At 71.5% G+C, this 25443-nt stretch carries 27 protein-coding genes; 7 read left to right on the forward strand and 20 right to left on the reverse strand.

Features of this window, described 5'->3' with window-relative positions; genetic code table 11:
- Positions 1–2 precede the first annotated feature (2 nt).
- The 14 genes from ACQEUX_RS21010 to ACQEUX_RS21075 all read right to left on the reverse strand — a co-directional run bounded on the left by ACQEUX_RS21010 (position 3) and on the right by ACQEUX_RS21075 (position 12985).
- On the reverse strand, positions 3–410 hold the full coding sequence (locus ACQEUX_RS21010) for a DUF5130 family protein (protein ID WP_433050936.1): 408 nt from the start codon (positions 408–410) through the stop codon (positions 3–5).
- Entirely contained in the window at positions 397–711 is a 315-nt protein-coding gene (gene ctaJ, locus ACQEUX_RS21015) for an aa3-type cytochrome oxidase subunit CtaJ (protein WP_433050939.1), read from the reverse strand. Before ctaJ ends, ACQEUX_RS21010 begins: the two co-directional genes overlap by 14 nt.
- A gap of 57 nt (positions 712–768) precedes the next feature.
- Positions 769–2232, reverse strand: a complete 1464-nt coding sequence (locus tag ACQEUX_RS21020; RefSeq protein ID WP_433050942.1) for an amidase — start codon at positions 2230–2232, stop codon at positions 769–771.
- 150 nt (positions 2233–2382) lie between these two features.
- The gene (locus ACQEUX_RS21025; RefSeq protein WP_433050945.1) at positions 2383–3384 is read right to left on the reverse strand and encodes an amidohydrolase family protein; all 1002 of its coding nucleotides are present in this window, start codon (positions 3382–3384) and stop codon (positions 2383–2385) included.
- Positions 3384–3908 carry a 3-hydroxyanthranilate 3,4-dioxygenase gene (locus tag ACQEUX_RS21030; protein WP_433050948.1) on the reverse strand — a complete coding sequence of 175 codons (525 nt, stop codon included), beginning with the start codon at positions 3906–3908 and terminating at the stop codon, positions 3384–3386. The genes ACQEUX_RS21025 and ACQEUX_RS21030 overlap by 1 nt, the downstream gene beginning before the upstream one ends.
- The gene (locus tag ACQEUX_RS21035) at positions 3905–4327 is read right to left on the reverse strand and encodes a RidA family protein (RefSeq protein WP_433050951.1); all 423 of its coding nucleotides are present in this window, start codon (positions 4325–4327) and stop codon (positions 3905–3907) included. The genes ACQEUX_RS21030 and ACQEUX_RS21035 overlap by 4 nt, the downstream gene beginning before the upstream one ends.
- Complete coding sequence (locus ACQEUX_RS21040) at positions 4324–5097, reverse strand: 2-keto-4-pentenoate hydratase (protein ID WP_433050954.1); 774 nt, start codon at positions 5095–5097, stop codon at positions 4324–4326. The genes ACQEUX_RS21035 and ACQEUX_RS21040 overlap by 4 nt, the downstream gene beginning before the upstream one ends.
- A complete protein-coding gene (gene dmpG, locus ACQEUX_RS21045; protein WP_433050957.1) occupies positions 5094–6149 on the reverse strand; it encodes a 4-hydroxy-2-oxovalerate aldolase in 1056 nt (351 codons plus the stop codon). The genes ACQEUX_RS21040 and dmpG overlap by 4 nt, the downstream gene beginning before the upstream one ends.
- Positions 6146–7081: an acetaldehyde dehydrogenase (acetylating) gene (locus tag ACQEUX_RS21050; protein WP_433050960.1), complete on the reverse strand. Its 936-nt coding sequence runs from the start codon at positions 7079–7081 to the stop codon at positions 6146–6148. Before ACQEUX_RS21050 ends, dmpG begins: the two co-directional genes overlap by 4 nt.
- Positions 7078–7875 (reverse strand): 2-keto-4-pentenoate hydratase, encoded by a 798-nt coding sequence (locus ACQEUX_RS21055; RefSeq protein WP_433050963.1) that lies wholly within the window; start codon positions 7873–7875, stop codon positions 7078–7080. The genes ACQEUX_RS21050 and ACQEUX_RS21055 overlap by 4 nt, the downstream gene beginning before the upstream one ends.
- A gap of 22 nt (positions 7876–7897) precedes the next feature.
- Entirely contained in the window at positions 7898–9379 is a 1482-nt protein-coding gene (locus ACQEUX_RS21060) for a 2-hydroxymuconic semialdehyde dehydrogenase (protein WP_433057014.1), read from the reverse strand.
- Positions 9380–9402: 23 nt separating this feature from the next.
- Positions 9403–10740 carry an FAD-dependent oxidoreductase gene (locus ACQEUX_RS21065; RefSeq protein WP_433050966.1) on the reverse strand — a complete coding sequence of 446 codons (1338 nt, stop codon included), beginning with the start codon at positions 10738–10740 and terminating at the stop codon, positions 9403–9405.
- Entirely contained in the window at positions 10737–12059 is a 1323-nt protein-coding gene (gene kynU / locus ACQEUX_RS21070) for a kynureninase (RefSeq protein WP_433050969.1), read from the reverse strand. Before kynU ends, ACQEUX_RS21065 begins: the two co-directional genes overlap by 4 nt.
- A gap of 23 nt (positions 12060–12082) precedes the next feature.
- Entirely contained in the window at positions 12083–12985 is a 903-nt protein-coding gene (locus ACQEUX_RS21075) for a tryptophan 2,3-dioxygenase (protein WP_433057018.1), read from the reverse strand.
- A gap of 147 nt (positions 12986–13132) precedes the next feature.
- Here ACQEUX_RS21075 and ACQEUX_RS21080 point away from each other — a divergent pair, with 147 nt between their 5' ends.
- From ACQEUX_RS21080 to ACQEUX_RS21090, 3 genes are all read left to right on the forward strand, one after another.
- Positions 13133–13597, forward strand: coding sequence for an Lrp/AsnC family transcriptional regulator (locus tag ACQEUX_RS21080; protein ID WP_433050972.1), 465 nt, complete (start codon positions 13133–13135; stop codon positions 13595–13597).
- A 105-nt stretch (positions 13598–13702) separates the two neighbouring features.
- Positions 13703–14227, forward strand: coding sequence for a hypothetical protein (locus ACQEUX_RS21085; RefSeq protein WP_433050975.1), 525 nt, complete (start codon positions 13703–13705; stop codon positions 14225–14227).
- A 75-nt stretch (positions 14228–14302) separates the two neighbouring features.
- A complete protein-coding gene (locus ACQEUX_RS21090) occupies positions 14303–15076 on the forward strand; it encodes a class F sortase (RefSeq protein ID WP_433057020.1) in 774 nt (257 codons plus the stop codon).
- A 36-nt stretch (positions 15077–15112) separates the two neighbouring features.
- Here ACQEUX_RS21090 and ACQEUX_RS21095 read toward each other — a convergent pair whose 3' ends face one another.
- Entirely contained in the window at positions 15113–15856 is a 744-nt protein-coding gene (locus tag ACQEUX_RS21095; protein WP_433050978.1) for a TioE family transcriptional regulator, read from the reverse strand.
- Positions 15857–15911: 55 nt separating this feature from the next.
- Here ACQEUX_RS21095 and ACQEUX_RS21100 point away from each other — a divergent pair, with 55 nt between their 5' ends.
- Complete coding sequence (locus tag ACQEUX_RS21100) at positions 15912–17501, forward strand: DUF6194 family protein (protein WP_433050981.1); 1590 nt, start codon at positions 15912–15914, stop codon at positions 17499–17501.
- A gap of 64 nt (positions 17502–17565) precedes the next feature.
- Here the strand turns inward: ACQEUX_RS21100 and ACQEUX_RS21105 are convergent, their stop codons facing one another.
- Positions 17566–18102: an HNH endonuclease gene (locus tag ACQEUX_RS21105; RefSeq protein ID WP_433050984.1), complete on the reverse strand. Its 537-nt coding sequence runs from the start codon at positions 18100–18102 to the stop codon at positions 17566–17568.
- A 265-nt stretch (positions 18103–18367) separates the two neighbouring features.
- Between ACQEUX_RS21105 and ACQEUX_RS21110 the strand changes: the two genes are divergently transcribed.
- The 3 genes from ACQEUX_RS21110 (at position 18368) to ACQEUX_RS21120 (ending at position 21591) form a co-directional block, all read left to right on the forward strand.
- Entirely contained in the window at positions 18368–19426 is a 1059-nt protein-coding gene (locus ACQEUX_RS21110) for a mechanosensitive ion channel family protein (RefSeq protein ID WP_433050987.1), read from the forward strand.
- Between the two features lie 242 nt (positions 19427–19668).
- Complete coding sequence (locus ACQEUX_RS21115; RefSeq protein WP_433057022.1) at positions 19669–21042, forward strand: MFS transporter; 1374 nt, start codon at positions 19669–19671, stop codon at positions 21040–21042.
- 159 nt (positions 21043–21201) lie between these two features.
- Entirely contained in the window at positions 21202–21591 is a 390-nt protein-coding gene (locus ACQEUX_RS21120) for a globin (RefSeq protein ID WP_433050990.1), read from the forward strand.
- A gap of 21 nt (positions 21592–21612) precedes the next feature.
- Here the strand turns inward: ACQEUX_RS21120 and ACQEUX_RS21125 are convergent, their stop codons facing one another.
- The 4 genes from ACQEUX_RS21125 to ettA all read right to left on the reverse strand — a co-directional run bounded on the left by ACQEUX_RS21125 (position 21613) and on the right by ettA (position 25197).
- Positions 21613–22197, reverse strand: coding sequence for a YbjN domain-containing protein (locus ACQEUX_RS21125; protein ID WP_433050993.1), 585 nt, complete (start codon positions 22195–22197; stop codon positions 21613–21615).
- Between the two features lie 131 nt (positions 22198–22328).
- Positions 22329–23066: a hypothetical protein gene (locus tag ACQEUX_RS21130; protein ID WP_433050996.1), complete on the reverse strand. Its 738-nt coding sequence runs from the start codon at positions 23064–23066 to the stop codon at positions 22329–22331.
- Positions 23063–23509, reverse strand: a complete 447-nt coding sequence (locus ACQEUX_RS21135; RefSeq protein WP_433050999.1) for an acyl-CoA thioesterase — start codon at positions 23507–23509, stop codon at positions 23063–23065. Before ACQEUX_RS21135 ends, ACQEUX_RS21130 begins: the two co-directional genes overlap by 4 nt.
- 11 nt (positions 23510–23520) lie before the next feature.
- Positions 23521–25197 carry an energy-dependent translational throttle protein EttA gene (ettA, locus tag ACQEUX_RS21140; protein WP_433051002.1) on the reverse strand — a complete coding sequence of 559 codons (1677 nt, stop codon included), beginning with the start codon at positions 25195–25197 and terminating at the stop codon, positions 23521–23523.
- Between the last annotated feature and the right edge of the window lie 246 nt (positions 25198–25443).

A 25443-nucleotide genomic window follows, 5' to 3' on the forward strand; every position in this document is an offset into this window, starting at 1 on the left:
GCTCAGCCCTTGCCGGCGTGGCTGGCGAGCTGGTCGAGGCCGTTGATGATGCCGCCGGCCAGGTCGCCGCCGCTGAACGCGCCGACCATGGAGAGCGCGGCGAGCTTGGCGTACGTGTCGGGGATGCGCTTGCGGGCGTACCGCCCGGTGACGATCTCCAACTGACGCTGGTTGGGCGACACCGCGATCAGCACCGACTTGTCGGGGTCGGCGAGCTGGCGGTGCAGCCGCTGGGCGTGCTCGCGGATGGGCTCGTCGAGACCGCCGACGAAGACCGAGAAGACCAGGCCGGTGCCCTGGTCGGCCAGGCGCAGCGCCTCGTCGATGCGCAGCAGCTGGCGGGTCGAGAAGGGCCCGTCCAGCACCTCGGGCGGATTCTCCGACCCGGCCTGCTTCTCACCAACGGTCACTTGCGCCTCCGGTTCCACCGGCCGGCGCCTCGACGCTGGCCTGCTCAAGCTTGTGGCTGGTCAGCGCGGGCGCCTGCGCCCCCGCGGTCAGCGCGGTGCCGGCCGAGTCGGCCAGCTGCTCCGGACGGCCCAGGAACCAGACCGGAGTGAAGTCGAAGGGCCGGCCCGGCCGGTAGCGCTTGGCGCCACCACCACCGCCGGTGGCACCACCACGACTACCGACGTACGACAGGCCGGCGATGACCAGCACCGCGGCCAACGGGATGCCGACGAAGACCAGCAACGTCTCGGTAACAGACAATCCCAACGCCCCCAGGCGGAAGAAGGACGACCTCGAACAACCGGGTCGGATGGACGATCATGATGCCGACCGCCCGACGCCGTCGCCATTCACGTTAGCGGAGTCGGCCGCCCGCCAGATTGCGGGGTGCCGATCCCACCCGCCACTGGAGTTCTCCAGTTGCGCAGCGGTCGCGATGAGCCGCACGTCGTCGCCGTACCGAGCGGTGAGCAGCACCCCGACGGGCAGGCCGTCGGTCGTGGTGCCCAGCGGAAGCGAGACGGAGGGATCGCCGGTGACGTTGAAAATGGCGCAGTAGGGCGAGAAGCGGCGTTGCCGGTCGAAGTCCGCCGCCGGGTCACCGTCGGCGGTGAACCAGCCGACGGGTGCCTGCGGGGCGGCCAGGGTGGGGCAGAGCAGCAGGTCGTAACCGGCGGTGCGGCGGGCACCGAGGCGTACCTGCGCCTGCAGCTCACCGAGAGTGGCAGCCAGGGTGCCGGCGGAGATCTCGGCGCCCCGGGCCCGCAGCAGCCGGGTCAGCGGCAACAGCTCCGCCTCCCGCTGTGGCGGCACCGGGGCGAGCGCCAGCACGTACCAGAGGATTTCGAACAGCGGCCACGCCGTCGGCCCGAGCGGCGGCGGCACCTCGACCACCTCGTGGCCGGCCGCGGCGAGCAGCGCGGCGGCCCGGTCCACGGCGGCCACGCAGTCGGGGTGCACCGGCTCGTCGGCGAGCATCGGCGTGGTGAACCGGCCGATCCGCAACCGGCCGGGCTCGGCCCGGCGCGCGACGGCCAGGTAGCCGCCGGGCGGCGCGGGTGGCGGCAGGTAGGGCTCGCCGGGGACCGGAACGGCCATGACGTCGAGCAGCGCGGCGACGTCGGTGACGGTCCGCCCGAGCGGGCCGCTGGTGGGCAGGCCGAACGCGCCGGAGCCGAGTGGCCCTCCGGAGACCAGACCGCGGCTGGGCTTGTAGCCGACCAGGCCGCAGAGCGACGCCGGGATGCGCAGTGAGCCGCCGCCGTCGGAACCCTGGGCGACCGGGACCAGCCCGGCCGCCACCGCCGCCGCCGCGCCGCCGCTGGACCCGCCCGCGGTGTACGCGAGCTGCCACGGATTGCGGGCCGGGGGCGCGACCAGGCCCTCCGAGTAGAGCGAGCAGCCCAGCTCGGAGGTGGTCGTCTTGCCCAGGCTGACCAGCCCGGCGGCCTTGATGAACCGGACCACGTCGGCGTCGACCGGCGGGATGAAGTCGGCGAAGGCGGCGGAGCCGAAGGTGGTGCGAACCCCGGCGGTGAGGGTGAGGTCCTTGATCGCGGTCGGTACGCCGTGCAGCGGGCCGCGCCCGTCGGCGGGCGCGGCGTCGGCGACGCGGGCGGCCTCCCGGGCCAGCTCCGGCGTGACCGTGACGAACGCGCCCACGGTGTCGCCGATCGCGGCCACCCGGTCCAGGTGATGCTCGACCAGGTCGACGCTGGACAGTTCACCGCGGGCTATCGCGGTGGCCTGCTCCAACGCGGTCAGGTCGTGCGGCTCGGCCATCCCGTCATCCTGCCGCTCGCCAGCCCTCGGCGCACTCGACACGCGCCGACGATCGACAACGGGCCGCAGAGCAAAGGTTGTCGAGGTGGTTGGGAGTGGCCGTCACCGGCGGTGGGCGAACGGCCGACGCACCAGCGGGCCGGGCTGCGGTCAGCCGTGCAGGAAGCGCAGGGCGTTGGCGGACAGCAGCTTGTGGCGCTGGCCGTCGGTGAGGAAGTCGGCCGCGCGGACCACCGCGCCGGCGGGCCGTTCGCCCAACGGATACGGGTAGTCGCTGCCGACCAGCACCCGGTCCTCCCCCAGCGTGTCGACCAGCAGCCGCAGCGCGGGCGGCGCGAAGACCACCGAGTCGACGCTGAAGCGGTCAAGGTAGCTGCTGGGCGGGCCGTGGGACGCGCCCCGGACCAGGTCGCCACGGCGCTGCCAGGCGTTGTCGGCACGGCCGAGCCAGAACGGGAAGCTGCCACCGCCGTGCGCGAAACAGATCCGCAGCGTCTCCGGCACCCGGTCGAAGACGCCGCCCAGGATCATCGCCAGCACCGACAGGTGCGTCTCGGCGGGCATTCCGGTCAGCCAACGGGCCATCCACCGGTCCAGCCGCGGACCGCCCGGCATGTCCCACGGATGGACGAAGACCGGCGCGCCCACCTCGGCGCAGTGCTGGAGGAAGGTGACCACACCGGCGTCGTCCAGGTCCCGGTCACCGACGTGGTTGCCGATCTCCACGCCCACGTGCCCGGCGGCCAGGCTGCGGTCCAACTCGGCGCAGGCGGCGTCCGGGTCCTGGAGAGGCACCTGGCAGAACGGCACCAGTCGGTCGCCACCGGCCGCGGTGACCTCCAGGGTCAGGTCGTTGAAGATCCGGGCGACCTTCACCGCCTGGTCGGCCGGACGGTCGTAGCTGAAGAAGACCGGCGTGGGCGAGACCACCTGCACGTCCACGCCGTCGGCGTCCATGTCGGCCAGCCGGCGCGACGCGTCCCAGCACTCCGCACCGACCGGGCGGAACTCCGTCTCCCCTACCATGATCATGGCGGCGCGCTCGGAGTCGACCCGCAACCAGGGCCATCCGGACCCACCGCACGCCGCGCCGAGATCCGGCCATCCCTTCGGTACGACGTGCGTGTGCACGTCGACCACACCTGCGGGCATCAGCCCTTGCCCGGGTGCAGGGTGCCGCAGTTCGCGCAGGTGCGCGCCGCCTCGTCGGCGTAGAACGCCTGGAACACCGGCGGCAGGTCGGCCGCGATGTCCCGGACCTGCAACTCCACCTCGTGCACCCGGTGCCCGCACTCCGGGCAGTACCACTGGAACGTCTCCAGCGTGCCCTCTTCACGGACCCGCTCGACCACCACGCCGATCGAGCCCGCCTCCGGCCGCTGCGGCGAGTGCGGGGTGTTGCGCGGCAGCATCCACATCTGGCCCTCGCGCACGTGCACCGTATGCGGCCCCTCCGGGGTCATCAGGTTGATGTGCATGTTGCCCTTGACCTGGTAGAAGAACTCCTCGTACGGGTCCACGTGGAAGTCGGTGCGCTGGTTGGGCCCGCCCACCACCATCACGATGAAGTCGTCCCCGCCGGGGAACATCTCCTTGTTGCCCACCGGCGGCTTCAACAGGTGCTGGTTCTCCGCGATCCATCCCGGAAAACTGAACGGCTCTGCGATCTCACTCACGACTGACCTCCCGAGGGAAGAAGGGCCACGGCCTGGATCTCGATGAGCAGGTGCGGGTGCGGCAACTGGTGCACCGCCACCGTCGTCCGGGTCGGGCCGGACGCGTCGAAGAACTCCGCCCACACCTCGTTGTAACCACCGAAGTCGTTCATGTTGACCAGGTACGACGTCACCTGCACGAGGTCGGCGAGATCGGCGCCGACCGAGCGCAGCAGGTCCCGGACGTTCTCGATGACCGCCCGCGCCTGCACCCGGATGTCGAGGTTCGTCGTACCGAACTCGTCGACCGACACACCCGCGAAGCTGTTGTCCGGCCGCCGGGACGACGTACCCGACACGAAGACGAACCCGCCGGCGACCTTGACGTGCGGGAACGCCCCGCGTGGGACGGCCTTGCCGGCCACCACCCGCGCGGTCACGACGAGGCCCGGAGCGATGCCGTGCCGAGCTTCTCCACGACGGCCCGCACGTGTGCGCCCGGACGCAGCGGCACCGCGGCGGTGGCGGCGCCGGCCAGGAAGACCCAACCCGACTCCAGCCGCACCCCGTGCCGGCCAGCGAGCCGGATGCCCTCGTCGAGCGCCCGACGCGGATCACCGAGGATCGCCGCCGTCGAGCCGACCTGGGCCACCCGGCCGTCGACCTCCAGCAGCACGCCCAGATTGTCCAGCCCCGCCGGCACCGGCGACCACGGCCCGATCACGAATGCGGCGGCCGAGGTGTTGTCGGCGATCACGTCCGGCAGCGAGAAGCGAAAGTCGGCGTACCGGGAGTCGATCAGCTCGATGGCCGGGGCCACCGCGCGAACCGCGGTGGCGAAGTCGCCGACCGGCTCGCCCGGCTCGGGTAGCCGGTCCAGCAGGAACGCCACCTCCGGCTCGACCCGGGGGTGGATGTACGCGGCCCGGTCCACGGCACCGCCGTCGGGCACCCGCATCGCGTCGGTGAGCCGTCCCCAGATCACCTCGTCCACGCCAACCTGGGCCATCTTCGCCCTGCTGGTCAGCCCCATCTTCAACCCGACCAGCCGCTCGCCGGCGTCGACCCGACGCTGAAGCAGTGCGGCCTGCACGCTGTACGCGGCATCCACGTCGAGACCGGTCTCCGCGGCGAGCTGCGGGATTGCGCTGGCCGTGGCCGCGGCCACGCCCAGCTTCTCGGCGATCCCCGCGATGTCTGGTCCGATCATGAGGGCTCCTTGCCAGCCAGGTCGAGTGCCACGTCCACGATCATGTCCTCCTGGCCGCCGACCATCCGGCGCCGGCCCAGCTCGACGAGGATCGACCGGACGTCGACGCCGTAGCGCGCCGAGGCCCGCTCGGCGTGCCGAAGGAAGCTGGAGTAGACCCCCGCGTACCCCAGGGAGAGCGTCTCCCGGTCCACCTGGACCGGCCGGTCCTGCAACGGGCGGACCAGGTCGTCGGCGGCGTCCATCAACGCGAACACGTCGCAGCCGTGCCGCCAGCCGTGCAGTTCGGCGACCGCGACGAAGACCTCCAGCGGCGCGTTGCCGGCACCCGCACCCATACCGGCGAGGGAGGCGTCGACACGGACGGTCCGGCCAGCCGGCGAGCCGAGCGGCCCGGCGCCGAGGATCCGACCGTGCTCGACGGCGAGCACGCTGTTGGCCACGCCGAGCGACAGGTTGTGGTGGGCGTGGATGCCGATCTGCGTCTCCGGCTCCAGCACCTGCCGGTACGCGTCGACCCGCTGCGCCACGTCGGACATCAGCAGCCGGCCACCAGAGTCGGTGACGTAGACGCAGTGCGCACCGTACGACTCCATGAGCTTGGCCTGCCCGGCCAGCCCCGCCGGGTCGTTCATGTGCGACATCATCAGGAAGCCGGCCACGTCCATGCCGTTCTCCCGTGCCCAGGAGATGTGCTGGGCGGAGATGTCGGCCTCGGTGCAGTGGGTGGCGATCCGGACGCTTGTCACCCCGAGCGCCTTCGCGGCCTTCAGGTCGGCGATGGTGCCGATGCCCGGCAGCAGCAGGGTGGTCAGCTTCGCCGAGGTCAACACCTCGGCGGCAGCCGAGATCCACTCGGCGTCGCTGGCCGCGCCGTGGCCGTAGTTGACGCTGGAGCCGGCGAGTCCGTCGCCGTGCGCCACCTCGATCGCGGCCACCCCGGCGGCGTCCAGCGCGGCGGCGACGGTGCGCACCTGCTCGACGGTGTACCGATGGGCGATGGCGTGCATGCCGTCGCGCAGCGTCACGTCCTGGATGTACAGGTCGGTCATCGCGCGGTCACCTCCGACGAGCGCAGCGCGACCAGCCGCTCGGCGGTGCGCAGCGCGGCGGAGGTCATGATGTCCAGGTTTCCGGCGTACGCCGGTAGATAGTGGCCCGCGCCGGAGACCTCCAGGAAGACCGACACCTGCAACGCGGTGAGCTGCCGCCCGAGCGTCGGCAGGTACGCCTGCACCCGGTCGAACTGCACGTCCTGCTTGAGCCGGTAGCCGGGGACGTACTCCTGCACCGTCGCCACCATGTCGGTCACCGACGCGGCGATGGCGTCGGTGTCGGCGTCGACGTCCGGGCAGAGGCAGTACACGGTGTCCCGCATCAGCAGCGGCGGGTCCGCCGGGTTCAGCACGATGATCGCCTTGCCCCGTTCGGCGCCGCCGACGACCTCGATGGCCCGGGCCGTGGTCTCGGTGAACTCGTCGATGTTGGCCCGGGTGCCCGGCCCGGCGGACCGGGACGCGATGGACGCGACGATCTCCCCGTACGCCACCGGGGTGACCCGGCGTACCGCGGCGACGATCGGCACGGTCGCCTGCCCGCCGCAGGTCACCATGTTGACGTTCGGCTCGTGCAGGTGCTCGTCCAGGTTGACCGGCGGCACCACGTACGGGCCGAGCGCGGCCGGAGTCAGGTCGACCACCGTGCGTCCGTGCGCGCGCAGCACCGCGTCGTGGCGGCGGTGCGCGCCGGCCGAGGTGGCGTCGAAGACCAGCTCGACGTCGGCGAACTCGGGCATCGCGACGAGCCCGTCCACGCCGTCGGCGGTGGTGGCCACGCCGAGACGGCGGGCCCGCGCCAGACCGTCGGAGGCCGGGTCGATGCCGGCCATCGCCACCATCCGCAGCTCGCTGCTGAGCCGCAGCACCTTGATCATCAGGTCGGTGCCGATGTTTCCCGATCCCAGCACCGCCACGTTAGTGGTCACTGGCCGCCCCTGTCGCTGAAGGATGTGCGCACCGAGCCGAGACCGGAGATCCGCGCCTCGTACGACGCCCCCGGGGTGACCGGGACCATCGGGCCGAGCGCCCCGGACAGCACCACGTCCCCGGCCCGCAGCGGGTCACCGGCGCGAGCGAGGGTGTTGGCCACCCAGTGCAGGGCGTGCAGCGGGTTGCCCAGGCAGGCCGCGCCCGCGCCCACCGAGACCGGCTCGCCGGCGTGCTCCAGCACCATTCCGCACAGCCGCAGGTCGATGTCGGCGAGCCGGCGGGGCGTGGTGCCGAGCACGAAGAGCCCGCTGGAGGCGTTGTCGGCGACGGTGTCCACGATGGAGATGTCCCAGGCGGCGATCCGCGAGTCGACGATCTCGATCGCCGGCAGCACGTGGTCGACCGCACGGATCAGGTCGACCGTCGTGATCTGCGGGTTCGGGAGATCCTTGTCGAGCACGAACGCGATCTCCGCCTCGACCCGCGGCTGGAGCAGCCGGTCGATGGGCACCTCGACCCCGTCGCCGACCGCCATGGCGTCGGTCAGCATCCCGAAGTCGGGCTGGAACACCCCGAAGGTCTCCTGCACCGCCCGGGAGGTCAGCCCGATCTTCGCGCCGACCCGGCGTTCACCGCGGCCCTGCCAGGCCCGCGCCTGGAGCTGCTGCACACGGTACGCGGACTCGACGTCCCCCTCCGGGAGCAGCCGGCCGCGTAGCGGTGGGCACGGCTTGCCGGTGGTGCGCGCGTCGGCCAACTCCCGGTTGGCGGCCTCGATGTCAGCTTTCATGCCCGCTCCTCGCTGCGGCTGCTCACGACAGGTCCACGCAGACGTTGGTGAGTTCGGAGTAGAAGTTCAGCGAGTGCACGCCGCCCTCGCGGCCGATGCCGGATGCCTTGACCCCGCCGAACGGGGTGCGCAGGTCACGCAGGAACCACGTGTTGACCCAGACGATGCCAGCGTCCAGCCGGGCGCCGGCCCGGTGGGCGACGCCCACGTCCCGGGTCCACACCGTCGCCGCCAGGCCGTACTCGGTGCCGTTCGCGAGGGCGTACGCCTCGTCCTCGGTGTCGAACGGCGCCACGTGCACCACCGGGCCGAAGATCTCCTCCCGGTTGGTACGGGCGTCGGGGCCGAGCCCGGTGAGCACCGTCGGCTGCACGTACGAGCCGCCGTCGCGGGCGTCACCGAAGGCGGGCGTGCCGCCCCCGGTGAGCACCTCGGCGCCCTCGGCGCGGGCCAGCTCGTACGCGCCGAGCACCTTCGCCCGATGCTGGTGGGAGATCAGCGGCATGGTGGCGGTCGCCTCGTCGGTCGGCCAGCCGTACGCCAGCTCACCGGCCCGCTTCGCCAGCCGGACGGTGAACTCCTCGAAGACCGGGCGCTGCACGTAGAGGCGTTCGGTGCAGAGGCAGACCTGCCCACCGTTGGTGAAGCTGGAACGCACCGAACCGGCCACCGCGGCGTCCAGATCCGCGTCGGCGAAGACCAGGCCGGCGTTCTTGCCGCCCAGCTCGAAGCTCACCGCCTTCACCCCGTCGGCGGCGGCCCGCATGATCGCACCGCCGGTGGCCGATTCGCCGGTGAAGGTGATCGCGTCGACCCCCGGGTGGCGGGTGAGGAACTCGCCGGCCGAGTCCGGCCCGTACCCGTGCACCAGGTTGAACACTCCGGCCGGTACGCCGGCGGCGGCCATCACCTCGGCGAGCAACGTCGCCGAGGCGGGCGTCTCCTCGCTGGGCTTGACCACGACGGCGTTGCCGCAGGCCAGCGCCGGAGCCACCTTCCAGGTGAGCAGCAGCAGCGGCAGGTTCCACGGCACGATGACCGCGACCACGCCGACCGGCTTGCGGAGCGCGTAGTTGAGCGCCCGGCCGCCGGTCGGGGTGACCGTCGTGAACGACTCGGTGGGCGCGGTCGCGACGATCTCCGCGAACGCCCGGAAGTTCGCCGCGCCGCGCGGGATGTCCAGGGTGCGGGCCTGGGCGATGGACTTGCCGGTGTCGGCGACCTCGGCGGTGACCAGGTCGTCGAAGCGGCGCTCCAGTTCGTCGGCGACGCGGCGCAGCACCTCGGCGCGTTCCCGCTCGCCCATCCGGCCCCACGGCCCGCGCAGCGCCGCCCGGGCGGCGGCGACCGCGTCGTCCACGGTGGACTTCGACGCCTCGACCACCTCGAAGACCGGCTCGCCGGTCACCGGGCTGACCTTGGTGAACGTCGGCCCACCGTCGACGAACTCACCGGAGACGAAGTTGCGCAACCGCTGCGGGCCGGCCGGCGCGTGGCCGGCCATCAGCCGCGGATCCCAGGTGCCGTTCACGGACGCCTCCCTCGGCTCAGCGCGGCACCGATCGCGCCGACCACCAGCAGCGCGGCCCCACCGGCGACCGCGCCGAGCACCCGGTGCTGCCGGCGCACCCGGCGGCGAACCTCCGCGTACGGGGTGGTGGAGAAGGACACCAGCTCGTACTGGGAAACGTACCGGCCGGGCAGGGCCCGTTCCAGTGCGTGCTCCACCCGCCGCCGGAGCTGGAAGACCGGGGAGGCGACCTTGTCCCGCATCTCGACGAAGTTGGTCAGCGCCATCGTCGCGATGGCCTCGGCGTTCTCCTGCCGGCGTCGCTGGAACAGCGGCAGCGCCGCCGCCCAGTCGTCGGCGCACTCGTCCAGGCAACGGTCCAGCTCGACCACGTCCTCGAAGGCACAGTTGGCGCCCTGGCCGTAGAACGGCACGATGGCGTGCGCCGCGTCGCCGAGCAGGCCGACGGTCCCGTAGACCTGCCAGGGGGTGCTGCGGACCGTGCCGAGGACACCCACCGGATTGTGCTGGTAGTCGTCGACCAGGTTCGGGGCCAACGGGACCACGTCCGGGTAGTGCTCGGCGAAGTGCCGTTCGATCTCCGCCGGGCTGGTCAGCGAGGCGAAGCTTCCGGCACCCTCGTTGGGCCAGAACAGCGTGCAGGTGAAGGAGCGGTCCGGGTTGGGCAGCGCGATCATCATCGAGGTGCCGCGCGGCCAGATGTGCAGCGCGTCCGGGTCCAGGGCGAAGTCCCCACCCAGCGGCGGGATCGTCAGCTCCTTGTAGCCGTAGTCGAGGAAGTCCACGCTTTCGTTCAGCAGCCCGTACGCCAGCAACTGCCCGCGCACCGCGGAGCCGGCGCCGTCGGCACCCAGCACGACCGATGCCTTGGCGGCGACCGTGCCCTGCGGGGTCTCGAAGCTCAGGGCGCAGTCGGTCGGGTCGAGCCCGACCAGCCGGTGGTCGAAGACGATCCGCACCCCGGGCAGCGCGGCGGCCTCGTCCAGCAGGGCGTTGTTCAGCGCGCCCCGGCTGATCGAGTTGATCGCCCGGTCCCCGGCCGCGCTGTACGACTGGAACTGCTGCTCCCCCTCGACCGGGTGGATCATCCGACCGCGCATCGGCAGCGCGTCGGTCATCACCTGCTCGGCCAGCCCGATCCGGCGGAGCGCGTCCAGCCCACGCTCGGAGAGCGCCAGGTTGATCGAGCGACCTCGCTCCGCCGTGCCGGTACGCGGGTCGGGCCGGCGCTCGTAGAGAGCCACCGGGTAGCCCCGCCGGGCCAGGAAGCAGGCGGCCAGACAGCCGGCCAACCCGGCACCGATGATCGCGATCTCGTCGCGCCGGGAGGTCATGAGGGTTCGCCCTTCGTCGAGGACTGCCCGACCGTCGCGGCGAGCGCGGCGGCGGCCCGCCAACAGTCGTGGTACGTGGAGTAGAGCGGCACCGGGGCGAACCGGATGATGTCCGGCTCACGGGCGTCGGCGATGACGCCGTACTCGTGGCGCAGGCGTTTGGTCAGCTCGGCGGCGCTGCCGGCGCCGATGCGCACCGAGAGCTGGCAGCCCCGCCGGGCCGGGTCGCGCGGGGTGACCACGCGCAACGGCCGGTCGACGACGACCTCGTCGAGCAGCGACTCCAGCCAGCCGGTGAGCCGCGCGCTGCGTGCGCGCAACGCCGGCATACCGACCGCGTCGAACAACTCCAGCGACGTGCGCACCGGGCCCATCGCGAAGATCGGCGGGTTGGAGATCTGCCAGGCCTCCACGGTGGCCGGTGGTCGGGACACCGAGGTCATCTCGAACCGGGTGGCCGCCGCGGTGCTCCACCATCCCTCGAAGCGGGGCAGGTCGGGGTCGCCGAGGTGCCGCTCGTGCACGAAGACGCCCGCCAGGGCACCGGGACCTGCGTTCAGGTACTTGTAGGAGCACCAGGCGGCGAAGTCGACGTCCCAGTCGTGCAGGGCCAGCGGCACGTTGCCGACCGCGTGGGCCAGGTCCCAACCGACCACCACGCCGGCCGCCCGGCCGGCAGCCGTGATCGCCGGGATGTCCAGCAGCTCGCCGGTGAGGTAGTTGACGCCGCCCAGCAGCACCAGAGCCACCCGGTCGCCCTCGGTGGCCAGGTAGTCGGTCACGTCCTCGGTGCGCAACGCGTCCTCGCCGGCACGCGGACGCAGCCGGACCACGGTGTCGTCCGGGTCCAGGCCGTGGAACCGGGCCTGGCTGCGCACGGCGTAACTGTCCGAGGGAAACGCGGCGTCCTCGATGACGATGCGGGTGCGCGCGCCGGCCGGGCGGTAGAAGCTCACCATCAGCAGGTGCAGGTTGACCGTGAGCGAGTTCATCACCACGGTCTCCGCGGGCCGGCCGCCGACCAGTCGGGCGGCCGGCGCGGTCAACAGCTCGTGGTACGGCAGCCAGGCGCGTTCCGCCTCGAGGTGCCCCTCGACGCCGAGCCTCCCCCAGGCGTCCAGGTCGGCCAGGAGTTCGTCGCGGGTGGCCCGAGGTTGCAGGCCGAGCGAGTTGCCGGCGAGGTACGCCGACTCGGGGTGGTCGCCGCCGTCGGCCGGCGGCACGTGGAACAGGTGCCGGTGGCCCGGGTCGGCCTCGTCGAGGCGGTACGCCTTCACCTCGCCAGCGGCGAGGCCCAGCGGCTCGGCTTCTGGGGTCATCATGGCTCGTTCTCGCTTTCCGGTCACATCGCGGTGCGGGCCGACCACAGCTCCGGGAAGACCACCCGGGCCATGCTGCGCTGCAACCACGCCAGACCGGCGGAGCCTCCGCTGCCGACCTTCGCGCCCATCGTCCGCTGCACCGCCTTGACGTGGTTCCAGCGCCAGTCGCCGAACTCCTCGGCGACACCGCTCAGCGCCTCGCCGAGCAGCCGCAGGTGGTTGTCCGGGCCGGCGTCAGCGTAGATCCGTACCCAGGCCGCCTCGACCGACGGCTGCGGGTCGTGCTCCACCGCCACGTCCCGGTCGAGCAGGTCGGCCGGGAGGTCGAAGCCGTGCCGGGCCAGCAACGCGACCACGTCGTCCCAGAGGCTCGGGGCGGCCAGTGCGGCGCTCAGTTCGGCGTACACCTCGGTCTGCCGGCGGAACGGCCGGATCAGCGCCGGGTCACGCAACCCGAGCAGGAACTCCAACTGCCGGTACATGGCCGACTGGAAGCCGGAGCCCTCGCCGAGCAGGTTGCGGAACCGGTTGAAGTCGGCCGGGGTCATCCAGCGCAGGCCCTGCCACGCGGCGTTGAGCCCCTCCAGGTGCAGCTTGGCTCGGCGCAACGGGGCCAACGCCTCCCAGAGCTGGTCGGCGCGGATCAACCGCTGGGTCTCCCGCAGCTCGTGGCAGGTCAGCCCGAAGTACAGCTCCATGATCTGGCTGACCATCAGGAACGACATCTCGCCCGGGTCGGTGCTCAGCGGCCGCTGCAACTGGTGCAGGGTGCTGGCCTGCACGTACGCGTCGTACGGCACCCGCTCGGCGAACTCCAACGTCGGCTCGCCGCCGTTGCGGGCAGCGCGGGCGGCGCGCTGCCGTGGGGTCACCGGTCGCACCGCGGCGGGGCGGTTCGGCGCCCGCCGCTCCGTCTGATCCACCATCTCGTCTCCTCCCCCGGACTGGCCGACGTCATGATCCCGCGGTCGGATCGGCCTACGGAATGCCGGATCAACGGCTCTCGGCTCGTTCTCCTGGCGAACCAAAGGCAACTAGGCGAAGTCGGTTCACGAAAGTAAGGTCTGAGCGTGGACGACATGGATTGGGCATTGCTGCGCGAGTTGCAGGCCGACGCGCGGCTCTCCTTCAGCGAGTTGTCCCGGCGGGTGCACCTGTCGCCACCTGCGGTTGCGGAGCGGGTCCGCCGGCTGGAGGAGGCCGGAGTCATCACCGGCTACCACGCCCATGTCGACCTGAGCCGAGCCGGCCGTACCGTGGTCGCGCTGATCCGGATGTCCTGTTACGGCGCGCGATGCATCCTGCACGATCCCGCGGTTGCCGGCTGGCCGGAGATCCTGGAGATCCACCGGATCACCGGGGACGCGTGCAGCGTGCTGAAGGTCGCCGCCGGCTCGATCGGGGAGTTCGAGGGGGTCATCGACCGGCTCGCCCCGTACGGCCAGCCGTCGAGCACGATGGTCCTCTCCTCCCCGCTGGACTGGCAGCCGATCACCCCACTCCCCTCCACCGGGGCCACCCCGCGGCAGCGCTGACCCGTCCCACCCGGCCCGCCTGCGTGTTTGCCCCCGCGCCAGCGGGAAAGCAGCGCACGTGCCCAGGGGAGGGTTCCGGCGGTCGTCGCCGGTTGGGGGGAAATCATGCAGGGAATCCGCACGATCAACCGCGCGCTCTCGTCCGCACTGACACTGGTCGGGCTGATCGGGGCGTTCGTCCTGATGTCGGTCTCGCCGGCGCGTGCCGGTGACAACACCTTCGTCGAGGTGACGCCGAACAGCGCCCAGGCCGGTAGCCGGGTCACCATCCGGGCGAGCTGCGACAACGACAACAACAATCGGCAGTCCAACGTGCACTCCGACGCGTTCGGGAACGTGATGCTCAAACCGGACAGGGGTTTCCTGACCGGGCAGGTCACCATCCCGAGTGACAAGCAGGCCGGTAACTACCCGGTCGACCTGCGCTGCGAGAACGGCCAGACGGCCTCGACCACACTGACCGTGCTGAACATGGCCTCACCCAGCAAGGGTCCGGCGACCGGGGGCGGCGGAATGGCCGGTGGTCGCGGTGCCGGCTCACTGCTGGTGTTCGGCGGCGTGGCGCTGGTGGCCACCGCGGTCATCCTCGGAATGGCGGGCGGCCGGCGGCGGACCGGAGCCGGCTCCTGAGCCGGATGACCCATGACCCGCAGATCCGCGCGTGCGCGGCCGGACCGCCGCGCCCGCTTCCGGGCCGGGCCGGCGCTGCGCGCCTCGGGTCGGCTGGTGGCCCGCGCCTCCGGCCGGCTGCGTCGGGTTGCCGGGCAGGCCGTCTCGGCCAGCGTCGCCACCACCGACCCGGCTGCCCGCCCGCTGCCACCGCGCCGCCCGGCCGGGTCGCCGTTGGCCCGGCGCCGGATCGGCACGGGACCGGGGTTGCCGGTGCTGGCCGTGGCCGCGCTGATGGTGCTGATCGTGGCGATGCTCGGCGTCGAACAGGTGACCGGAATGAGCCTGTTGCCGGACCGGCTCAGCGCCGGCCTGCGACCGCCGCCGAAGAAGTTCCCGGTGCTGCCCGCCAGCCATCCGACCAGCCTCGCCATTGAGAAGATCGACCTGCGGGCGCCCGTGCACGAGGTGGGCATCGCCCCGGACGGCACGATCGCCGTACCGGACGCGGCCCGAGCCCAGGAGGCCGGCTGGTACGACCAGGGGCCGACCCCCGGGCAGTACGGCCCGTCAGTGATCGTCGGTCACGTCGACACCACCAGCGGGCCGGCGGTCTTCCACCAACTCCGCGAGCTGCGCTCCGGCGACCAGATCGAGGTCACCCGCACCGACCGGAGCGTGGCGATCTTCGAGGTGGACTCGGTGGAACGGTTCGACAAGGGGCGACTGCCGGTGGACGAGGTGTACGGCGACTTCAGTCGCCCGAGCCTTCGGCTGATCACCTGCGGGGGCCAATGGGTCGGCGGCGAGACCGGCTACTCGGACAACGTCGTGGTCTTCGCGTCGTTGGTCAAGGCTCGTGCTGGTTGAGGATTGAGGTTGCACGGCGGCAGGACCGTAGGGCGATCAGTGCGTGCTCACGGTGGGCCCGGTTTCGGCGTCGAGGTATTCGGCGAGCCGGGCGGCCCCGGTGAGCATGGCCTGGCCGCGTTCGGTGAGCCGACTCCGCCACTGGCGAAGCGACGTGGCGAGCGGTTCGGCGCCGCCGGCGTCGCGCACTCGACGCAGCACGTCGGCGATGTGGTCGAGCCGGTACCCGCCGCGGCGCAGCAGGTGGGCGAGTTCGGCGTCGCGAACGTCGTCGGGTGAGTAGACGCGGTGGTCGGTCGCCGGATTGCGCACCGGCCGCAGAATCCCGGCCCGCTCCCACTTTCGCAGGGTGGCGGGTCGTACACCGAGCCGGTGTGCCAGCACGCTGATCGGCACGGCCGTCCGGCTCTGCGGCTGTGGCGTCGTCTCGGTGAGAATCGCGACCGCTGCCTCGACCCCGTCCAACGTCTCTCGGTCGCGCTGCAGCAGGGCGTGACTGCGGTCGATCGTGCGCAGTGCCGCGTCCATCTCGCCCCGGTTGACGGCACGCATGATGTCACCGCTGGCCGCGTAGCCGTGGCCCGCGATCAGCGCGAGGTAGGCGCTCAGCGCCTTGGCGTGCACCTCGGTGAACCGGCGGTAGCCGTTCGGGGTGCGCTGGGCCGGCGGCAGGACGCCATCTCGTTCGTAGTTGCGCACGGCCTGCGCGGACAGTCCGTGTACACGCGCGAGGTCGACTGGTCGGCGTACCCCAGGGTTTGAGGGTTTTGTGGTTGTCACCGCGTTCCCGTCGCTCGTAAGCCTCAACCGCTGGTTCAACGATACGGTTGATGGAATGACTTCTCCTCTCGACCTGCTTGCGGTATCGCCGACCCTGCTCGCGCTCGGCGAGCCGACGCATGGTGAGTCCGCCTTCCTGCAGATCCGCAACGAGGCCTTCATGTCGTTGGCCGAGCATGGCTACCGGTCGATCGCGCTGGAGAGCGACCGGGCGGCGGGGCTGATTGCTGACGAGTTCGTGCAGGGCGCCGACGCCGTGACGCTCGACCGTGCGCTGGCCGAAGGGTTCAGCCACGGGTTCGGCGCCGCCCCGGCCAACCGCGACCTACTGCTGCGGATGCGCGAGTGGAACACCGGACGGCCAACTGCCGAGCGCCTGACGTTCCACGGCTTCGACGCCCCACTGGAGATCGAGCGCGCTCCGAGTCCACGGCGCTACCTCACCCGGGTCTGTGACTTCCTCAGCCTCGACCGGTCAGCGGAGATCGACGACCTGATCGGGGACGAGGCTCGGTGGAGCGATACGGCCGCGATCTGGGAGCCGGGCAGATCGATCGGGCGCTCGACCGACGCCCAGCGTCTGCGGGTGATCGCCGACGACCTCCTGAGCGAGTTGTACCTGCAGGCACCCCGACGGCCCGAGGGCTGGCAGGCGGCGTTCGTACACGCCACGTCCGCGGTCGCGTTGCTGCGTTATCACGCCGCGGCCGCCGCACCACTGACGCAGGAGGAACGCTTCGCCCGCCTGGCCGCGATCAGGGACGCGCTGATGGCCGAGAACCTGCTCGCGATCCGGGCGGCCGAGGCCCACCGTGGACCCACGCTGGTCTTCGGGCACAACACACACCTCCAGCGCCATCCGAGCACGATGACGATGGACGGAACGCATGTGTCGTGGGCCGGTGCCGGCGCGATCGTCGCATCGCTGCTGGACGACCGGTACGCGGTGATCGTCGGCAGCCTCGGCGCAAGCCCCGCGCTCGACATCGGAGCACCCGCCGCGTCGACCTACGAAGGCAGACTCCAGCAGAAGTCCGGCCTTCCCGGGTACGTCCGAGCGTCCGAGATCGGTCCGGCCGAGCGGCGGGCGCACGACTACCGCTACTTCCCGTTGGATCAGGCCACCATCGAACACGCCGACGCGGTACTGCACATCCCGACCGGCGTTGACCCGGCTGTGCTCGCCGATCGGATCCTCGCGCTGCCCGGCGTCGAGCAGGTGGTGGCGAGCGAGGAGAACGGAGCACCGGAGGGGGCCTGGGGCGACCGGTTCTTCTATCTCGGCCCGGACCGCCGCCAGCCGTTCGCCACCATCGTCGAGCACGACGTGCCCGGCTTCGACGAGGCCTCACAGCTTGACCGACCCGGTGTTTTTCGCCTCAACCTGGACCTGGGCCGAGCCGAGTTCGAGCGACTGTTCGGCTTCCCGCCCAAGGCGTTCGAGGACCACCGGGACGCGTTCGACTTCGCCCGGCTGGACACCCTCGTGCCGCACCCGGGCTACGCGCTGTACGGCTTCGGCAGCATCGTCATGCCTGGTCCACAGATGCTGCCTGAGATCGACCGGCTACTGACCAACGCGCACGGCCGGGCCATGAACCGCCACCAGCGCGCGGCGCGCCGGGCAGCCGACCAGCAGGACTGAGCCCGGGCCGCTGCTGCACCGCAGCACCCACCCTCGGTCCGGAGCACGACCGCGCCGTTCGGAATCAGGCGGCTGCCTCGGACTCCCGCAGGTCCAGCCAGTCGGCCCAACGGGGGTCGGGAGCGCGGTGCCCGAGCACCCGCCAGGCGGTGCCCTTCGGCGCGGTGGGCAACGCGTGCAACCGCCACCCCATCTCGGCCGGGGTCTTGTCGCCCTTGGTGTGGTTGCACCGGGCGCACGCGGCGACCACGTTCTCCCAGGCGTGCCGGCCACCCCGGCTGCGCGGAAAGACGTGGTCGATGGTCTCGGCCGGGCCTCGGCAGTAGGCGCACCGCCACCCGTCCCGGGTGAAGATCGCCCGCCGGGACAGCCCGACATGTGTTCGGTACGGCACGCGGACGAAGCGGGTCAACCGGACCACGGATGGCACCGGGAGCGCGTCCCGGGCACTGTGCAGGATGCCGTCACCATCGGCGACGCAGACCGCCTTGGCGGAGAGGACGAGGATCGCGGCGCGACGCACCGACACGACACACAGCGGCTCGTAGGTGGCGTTGAGGACCAACGCGCCGGAGCCCACCGTGGGTCGTATGTCAGGCATCGCGTTCACCCTCCCGGTTCAGCGGCTGCTGCGTACCGCCGCCGACCGGAGCCGGGCACGACGGCCCACACGGTCGACGCCGGCTGATCACCGACGTCCGTTGCGCCAATAGTCCCTGATCGGACCCCGGATTGCACGCACTAATCCGGGGTCCCTCGTGAAGCTCTTTCCCGCACCTGTCACGATGGCCGGTTCGCCCCGTTCCGGCCATACCCTCGGCGGTAGGTCACCCGGCCGGTGGGTCGGCGGCGGGCGCTCGGGCTCCTTGCGGTACGAAGACAGGGTGAGTGCCGCCAGCGTGACGCCCCTTGCCCTGTCCACCGCCGGGTCGGTGAACTGCCAGGGCAGTTCCTCCTGCGAATTCCTGTACAGAATGACGAGGTCGGCCTGGTTCGCCGAGGGCAGTTACTGGATCCTGCTCAAGCCGCTGCGGGTGCTGCTGATCGTGGCGCTGGCGATGGTGGCCCGCTGGGCGCTGCACCGGACGATCAACCGGTTGGTCCGGACGACCACCGACGGTGCGGTGCCGACGATGCTGCGGCCACTGCGGGAACGGGTGCCCAGCGCCGCGGTCGACCCGGCCGAGTTCGTACCCGAGCGGCGACGCCAGCGGGCCGAGGCGATCGGTTCCGTGTTGCGCAGCCTGACCACCGCGTTCGTCTTCGGCATCGCGCTGCTGATGATCCTGCGCGAGTTCAGCTTCGACCTCGCTCCGTTGCTGGCCAGCGCCGGGATCGCCGGCGTCGCGCTGGGCTTCGGCGCGCAGAGCCTGGTCAAGGACCTGATCGCGGGTCTCTTCATGCTGATCGAGGACCAGTACGGCGTGGGCGACAACGTCGACCTGGGCGAGGCGATGGGCGTGGTCGAGTCGGTCGGGCTACGGGTCACCACCGTGCGCGACGGTCGCGGTGTGCTCTGGTACATCCGCAACGGCGAGATCATCCGGGTGGGCAACAAGAGCCAGGGCTGGGCCCTCGTGGTGGTGGACCTGCCGATCGGTTTCAGCAGTACCGAGGAGGCCACCGCCGTCCTGCGGACCGCCGCCGCCTCGATCGCGATGGACCCGGAGCTGTCACCGGAGATCGTGGAGGCGCCCGAGGTGCTGGGCGTCGAGCAGGTGACGGTGGACGGCGCGGTCATCCGGACGGTGGTGAAGACGACCGCGGACGGTCAGTTCGCGGTGGGCCGGGAGCTGCGTCGGCGGCTCGCCGAGGCGCTGGAGAACTCGGGAATCACCGCGCAGATCGCGGCCGCCCGCATCTATCCGGGGTTGCCGCCCCGGCCGTTGCCCGACGGTGAGACCGGTCAGGGCGGGGCCACCTGACCCAGAGACACTGTCCTCCAATTCAGGGGTCGCGAGCCACCCGGCCCCTCAGGTATCGTCCGTTCGTTCAGTCGGGGAAGCGACGAACGGTCCGTTCGCCCTAGCTAGTTGTCAGACGATCGGGCAGAATCCGGGGCACGCGTTCCCGCCGGAGCGTGATCAAATCCTCGCTGATCCGTAGATCTGACGAGTGCTTCCGGCCGGGCTGCCACGAGCGGCCGGACCGGGGGCCGATGGAGGCGATGGTGCCCGACGAGCGACCTTCCGCGGAAGGCCCCGCCACCTTTCGCGAGGTGTTCGCCCAGCACGAGTTCCGGGCCGTCTTCGTGGCTGGCGCTCTCTCCTGGGTCGGCGACTACGTCGCGAAGGCCGCCGTCACCCTGCTCGTCTACCAGCAGACCAGGTCCGTCGCGCTCTCCGCGGCCGCCTTCGCGGTCAGTTTCCTGCCCTGGCTGCTCGGCGGTCCCGTGCTCGCCGCCCTCGCGGAACGGCACCCGTACCGACGGGTGATGGTGGCGTGTGACCTCATCCGGATGTCGCTGATGCTGCTCATCGCCATCCCGAACCTGCCGTACCAGGCGGTGTTGGTGCTCATCTTCGCCGCGACGCTGGCCAATCCGCCGAGCCAGGCGGCGAAGTCCGCGCTGATGCCGCAGCTGCTCACCGGGGACCGGCTGGTGCTCGGGCTGTCGCTGAACAGCAGCGTCGGACAGGCTGCCCAGGTCGTCGGGTACGTGTTCGGCACCGCAGTCGCCTCGATCGATCCGGAGGTCGCGTTGCTGTTCAACGCGGCCACGTTCGGTCTCTCGGCGCTGCTGGTCCGCCTCGGCGTGCGGGACCACCCGGCGTTGATGAGCTCCGCGCACCGCAGCCATCTGCTGCGCGAGACGCGTCAGGGGTTCTCCATCGTGTTCCGCACACCGGTGCTGCGAGCGATCGCGGTGCTGGTGTTCAGCGCCATGCTCTTCTCGATCGTCCCCGAGGGGCTGGCCGCCGCCTGGGCCAACGAGGGCGCCAAGGGTGAGATGAGCGCGGGCGCCGCCCAAGCGGTGATCATGGTGGCCAATCCGGTCGGCTTCATCCTCGGCGGGTTACTGGTGAGCCGGCTGTTCGGGCCGGCTCGCCGGCTGAGGCTGATGCGGCCGCTCGCGGTGCTCGCCCCACTGGTGCTGGTGCCGGCACTGCTCGACCCGCCACCACTGGCGGTGGCGTTGCTGGCCGCGCTCTGCGGCTTCGCGGTCGCCGGCATGCTACCGATGGCCAACGGGCTGTTCGTCCAGGCGCTGCCCAACGGCTTCCGGGCCCGCGCCTTCGGCGTGATGGCTACCGGTGTCCAGGTCATCCAGGGTCTCGCGGTGCTGATCACCGGGCTGCTCGCCGAGCGGTTCCCCATTCCGGTGGTGGTCGGGGTCTGGAGCGCCGCCGGGGTGGTGCTGATGACGGCGGCGGCGCTGCGCTGGCCGGACCGGCAGACGGTGGATGACGCCATCGCCGCGGCCTCGGCGGCCAACGCCCAGCCGCCCTTCAAGCCGGACAGCCCCGCTGACGGAGGCACCGCGCCGGGCACCCCCGACCCGCGTGCCGGCGACGGCAACCGCCGGCACGCGGTCACCTGACCCGTTCCGCCGACTCTCACAGGAGCGGGCCGAGCGGTGTCCGGGCGCGCCGGCCAGGCGTGATCCGACGCACGGTGTGCGGGTCCGGCCGGCACGGAGAGCACCTGGCAGGATGGAACGGTGAATCCCGCAGGTGAATCCGACCGTCCCGGTGCGTCGATGACCCTCTTCGAAGCGGTCGGCGGCGAACCCACCTTCCGCAAGCTCGTCGATGAGTTCTACGCCGGCGTCGCCACCGACCCCCTGCTGAGGCCCATGTACCCGGAGGAGGACCTGGGCCCGGCCGCGGACCGGATGACCCTGTTCCTCATGCAGTACTGGGGCGGGCCGAACACGTACTCCGCCCAGCGCGGGCACCCGCGGCTGCGGATGCGGCACGCGCCGTTCCGGATCGGCGCGGCCGAACGGGACGCCTGGCTGCGGAACATGCGCCGCGCCGTGGACCGGCTCGACCTTGAGCCGGAGATCGCGAGCACCCTCTGGGACTACCTGGAGCGGGCCGCGTACTTCATGGTCAACGTCGAGGACGACCCGGCCAACGGCGGCTGACCCGCCCGACCCGCAGTGGCGTCAGAGCAGCGCGCCCTCGTCGTGCAGCCAGTCGACGAAGCTGGTGGCGACCGCCGCGCCGCAGTCGAGCATCTCGACCAACAGCGCGTCATGGGTACCGGCACCGAGCGGCACCTGCAGCTCGGCGTAGATCGGTAGCTGGCCGCGCTCGGTCGGGTCGCCAATGTACGCCTTGCAGAACCGGCGGGTGTGGTTCCACTCGTTGACCACCCGGTAGGCCCGATCAGCCCAGTCTGGCGGGACCGTGGCGTGCGGACGTGCCCGCATGACCAGGATCTCGTCCTCCGGCCCTTCGAGGGTGACCAGCACGGCGTGCCGCTCCCACATGGCCAGGAGGTTGCCGTCGCCGTCGGCCAGGTAGCGCACGTCGAGCAGATCGAGTGCGTCGCAAACCCTGCGCAGACTCACCGGCTCGACGGTGGCGGGCATCTCGGTCAGCACGGGCCGCTCGTTGGACGGGCAGTCGTCCCCCGGCTGGCGAGGGCTGGGCGGCCCGACCCGGACCGCGCTCTCCACTGTGATCCCGCTTCGGGCTTCCGGATCGCCGCCGTCGGCGGGACCGGGGCGCCATGACCACCACGGCATCGCTCGCGCACCTCACTCCCCAGCGGATCCAGTCGCCTACGGTGCGTTGGATCCGAGCATGGACGGTACCCGGACAGCCGAGTTGAAGCACCCCCCCAACGACCGCCCCAGTCCAGAAGAATGAGCAGGGGTCATCCGTTCGGACGATTCGCCAGGGGCGTCACGGCGAGATCCGTGGCCTTCTGCAACCATGCGGCTCCGTATGGTCCCACCAGGCCGACCCAACGACCGGCCACCCGGACCCGAACGGCGTTCGCGTCGTGGTCGGTGGCCGGGCCGTCAGCGGCGCCGAGGAAGCCCATCCGGACCAACCCCTGCACCAGCCGCTGCGGCACCTCCACCGGTGCGGCTGCCGGCCCGTCCGGGGTGACCAGCACCGCCACGTGGTCGAGCAGCGCGTCACGCAGCGCCCGCTGACCCACCGCGCGACCGGCCACACCCTGCTCACTCGCCGTACGCAGGGTGCCCGCGGCGGCGTCCGCGATCCGTCGCAGGTCGGCAGCGGGCAGGGTCTCCACCTGCCGGCCCCGCACCGGCGGCAGCGGCCAACGCCACTGCGCGTCCCGGCGCGCCGGCAGGGCCGCGCCACCACGCTCCAGCTCGGCCAGCAACTCCGCGGCGGCCACCGTGACGTCCTCGGCGTCGGCGTCGGCCGGGCCACCGGCCACGGTGCGGACCACCAGGACCTGCCACGGCAGCCGGGCCCAGAGGGCGACCCGGCCGGGGACGCCGGCCGGCCGCAGCCGGACCGGTGCGACCGGATCAAGCCGGACCAGCCGGGCCAGGAAGGCGCCCGCGTCCGCCACCCCGGTGACGCCGTGCGTCGGCGTCGCCACCCGACCGGGCTCAGCGGCGCCCGGCCGGGTCATGCCATGCCGCCCTGCGGCGCGTACGTGAGCAGGAACTCCCGCTCCTCTGCGGTGATCCGCCGGGGCACCTGGCGGGTCAGGTCGAACGGCACCAGCACCGAGCGGGCCCGGCTGGCCAGCACCTCGCCGTCGTACAGCTCGTAGGCGACGGTGAACCGGGAGGCCCGGATCTCCTCCACCCACAGCTCGATCCGGACCGTGGGAGCAGCCTCCGCGGTGGCCCGGCCCAGGGCGTAGTCGACCGGGCGCAGGTAGTCGACCTCGTGGCGGCGGATCACCACCCCGTCGGCGAACGAGCCGACCCCCCAGGCCCGGCCGCCGGCGAACATCAACGCCACCCGCGCCTCCTCGTAGAGGGTGAGGAAGCGCGAGTTGTTGATGTGGCCGTACGCGTCCAGGTCGGACCAGCGCAGCGTGCAGTGATAGACGAACCGGTCAGACACTTCTCGGCCGGTCAGTCGCGGGTCAGCTTGCGGTAGGTCACCCGGTGCGGCCGGGCGGCCTCCGCGCCGAGGCGGTCGATCTTGTTCTTCTCGTACGCCTCGAAGTTGCCCTCGAACCAGAACCACTTGGCCGGGTCCTGGTCGTCGCCCTCCCAGGCCAGGATGTGCGTGGACACGCGGTCCAGGAACATCCGGTCGTGCGAGATGACCACGGCGCAGCCGGGGAACTCCAGCAGTGCGTTCTCCAGGCTGGACAGCGTCTCCACGTCCAGGTCGTTCGTCGGCTCGTCGAGCAGGATCACGTTGCCGCCGATCTTCAGGGTCAGCGCCAGGTTGAGCCGGTTGCGCTCACCGCCGGAGAGCACCTTGGTCGGCTTCTGCTGGTCCGGACCCTTGAAGCCGAACGCGGCGATGTACGCCCGCGACGGCATTTCGACCTTGCCCACCATCAGGTAGTCCAGCCCGTCGGAGACGACCTCCCAGACGGTCTTGTCGCCGTCGAGGCCCTGCCGGTTCTGGTCGACGTACGACAGCGAGACGGTGGGGCCGACCCGGACCTCGCCGTTGGTCGGCTCCTCCAGCCCGACGATGGTCTTGAACAGGGTGGTCTTGCCGACGCCGTTCGGGCCGATGATGCCGACGATGCCGTTACGGGGCAGCGAGAAGGACAGGTTGTCGATCAGCAGCCGGTCGCCGAAGCCCTTGCTGAGGCTCTGCGCCTCGATCACCGTGCTGCCCAGGCGCGGGCCCGGCGGGATCTGGATCTCCTCGAAGTCCAGCTTGCGGGTCTTCTCCGCCTCGGTGGCCATCTCGTCGTACCGGTCCAGGCGGGCCTTGGACTTGGTCTGCCGCGCCTTGGCGTTGGAGCGGACCCACTCCAGCTCCTCGGTGAGGCGCTTCTTCATCTTCGCGTCGCGGCGGCCCTCGACGGCCAGACGGGCGGCCTTCTTCTCCAAATACGTGGAGTAGTTGCCCTCGTAGCCGATGGCCCGGCCGCGGTCCAGTTCCAGGATCCAGCCGGCCACCTTGTCCAGGAAGTACCGGTCGTGGGTGATCGCCATGACGGTGCCGGCGTACTTGGCCAGGTGCTGCTCCAGCCAGGAGACGCTCTCCGCGTCCAGGTGGTTGGTGGGCTCGTCGAGCAGCAGCAGGTCGGGGGCCTCCAGCAGGAGCTTGCAGAGTGCGACGCGGCGGCGCTCACCACCGGAGAGCTGGGTCACGTCGGCGTCCGGCGGCGGGCAGCGCAGCGCGTCCATGGCCAACTCGAGCTTGGAGTCGATGTCCCACGCGTCGGCGTGGTCCAGCTCCTCCTGCAGCTTGCCCATCTCCTCCATCAGCTCGTCGGAGTAGTCGGTCGCCATCTGCTCGGCGATCTTGTTGAACCGCTCCAGCTTGGCCTTGGTCTCGGCGACCGCCTCCTCGACGTTGCCGAGGACGGTCTTGGCGTCGTTGAGCGGGGGTTCCTGGGCGAGCATGCCGACGGTGAAGCCGGGCATGAGCCGGGCCTCACCGTTGCTCGGCTTGTCCAGCCCTGCCATGATCTTGAGGAGGCTGGACTTACCGGCGCCGTTCGGACCGACCACACCGATCTTGGCCCCCGGCAGGAAGCTCAGCGTCACGTTGTCGAGCACGACCTTGTCGCCGTGCGCCTTGCGCGCCTTTTCCAGGACGTAGATGTACTGGGCCACGGTGCGGGCTACCTCCGTCGGTTTGCTGTCGCCTGATCGGCGGCGCGGCGCGGGCTACGAGGACCGCCCGCTGCCGCCGGCCGGGAGCCGGCCGCGCGCACGCCATCGTCAATCCTGACAGGTACGGCGCGCTTCGCCCACATCACCCCGCCCCGGGAGTACGCCGACGAGCCGCATGGGCCCGACTGTCGACAAGATCACCCTCTGGATTCGGCGAGCGCGAGGCGGGTAGGAGACTCCGGCACG

This window comes from Micromonospora sp. CA-259024, from assembly GCF_050936255.1.
Lineage (GTDB): Bacteria > Actinomycetota > Actinomycetes > Mycobacteriales > Micromonosporaceae > Micromonospora.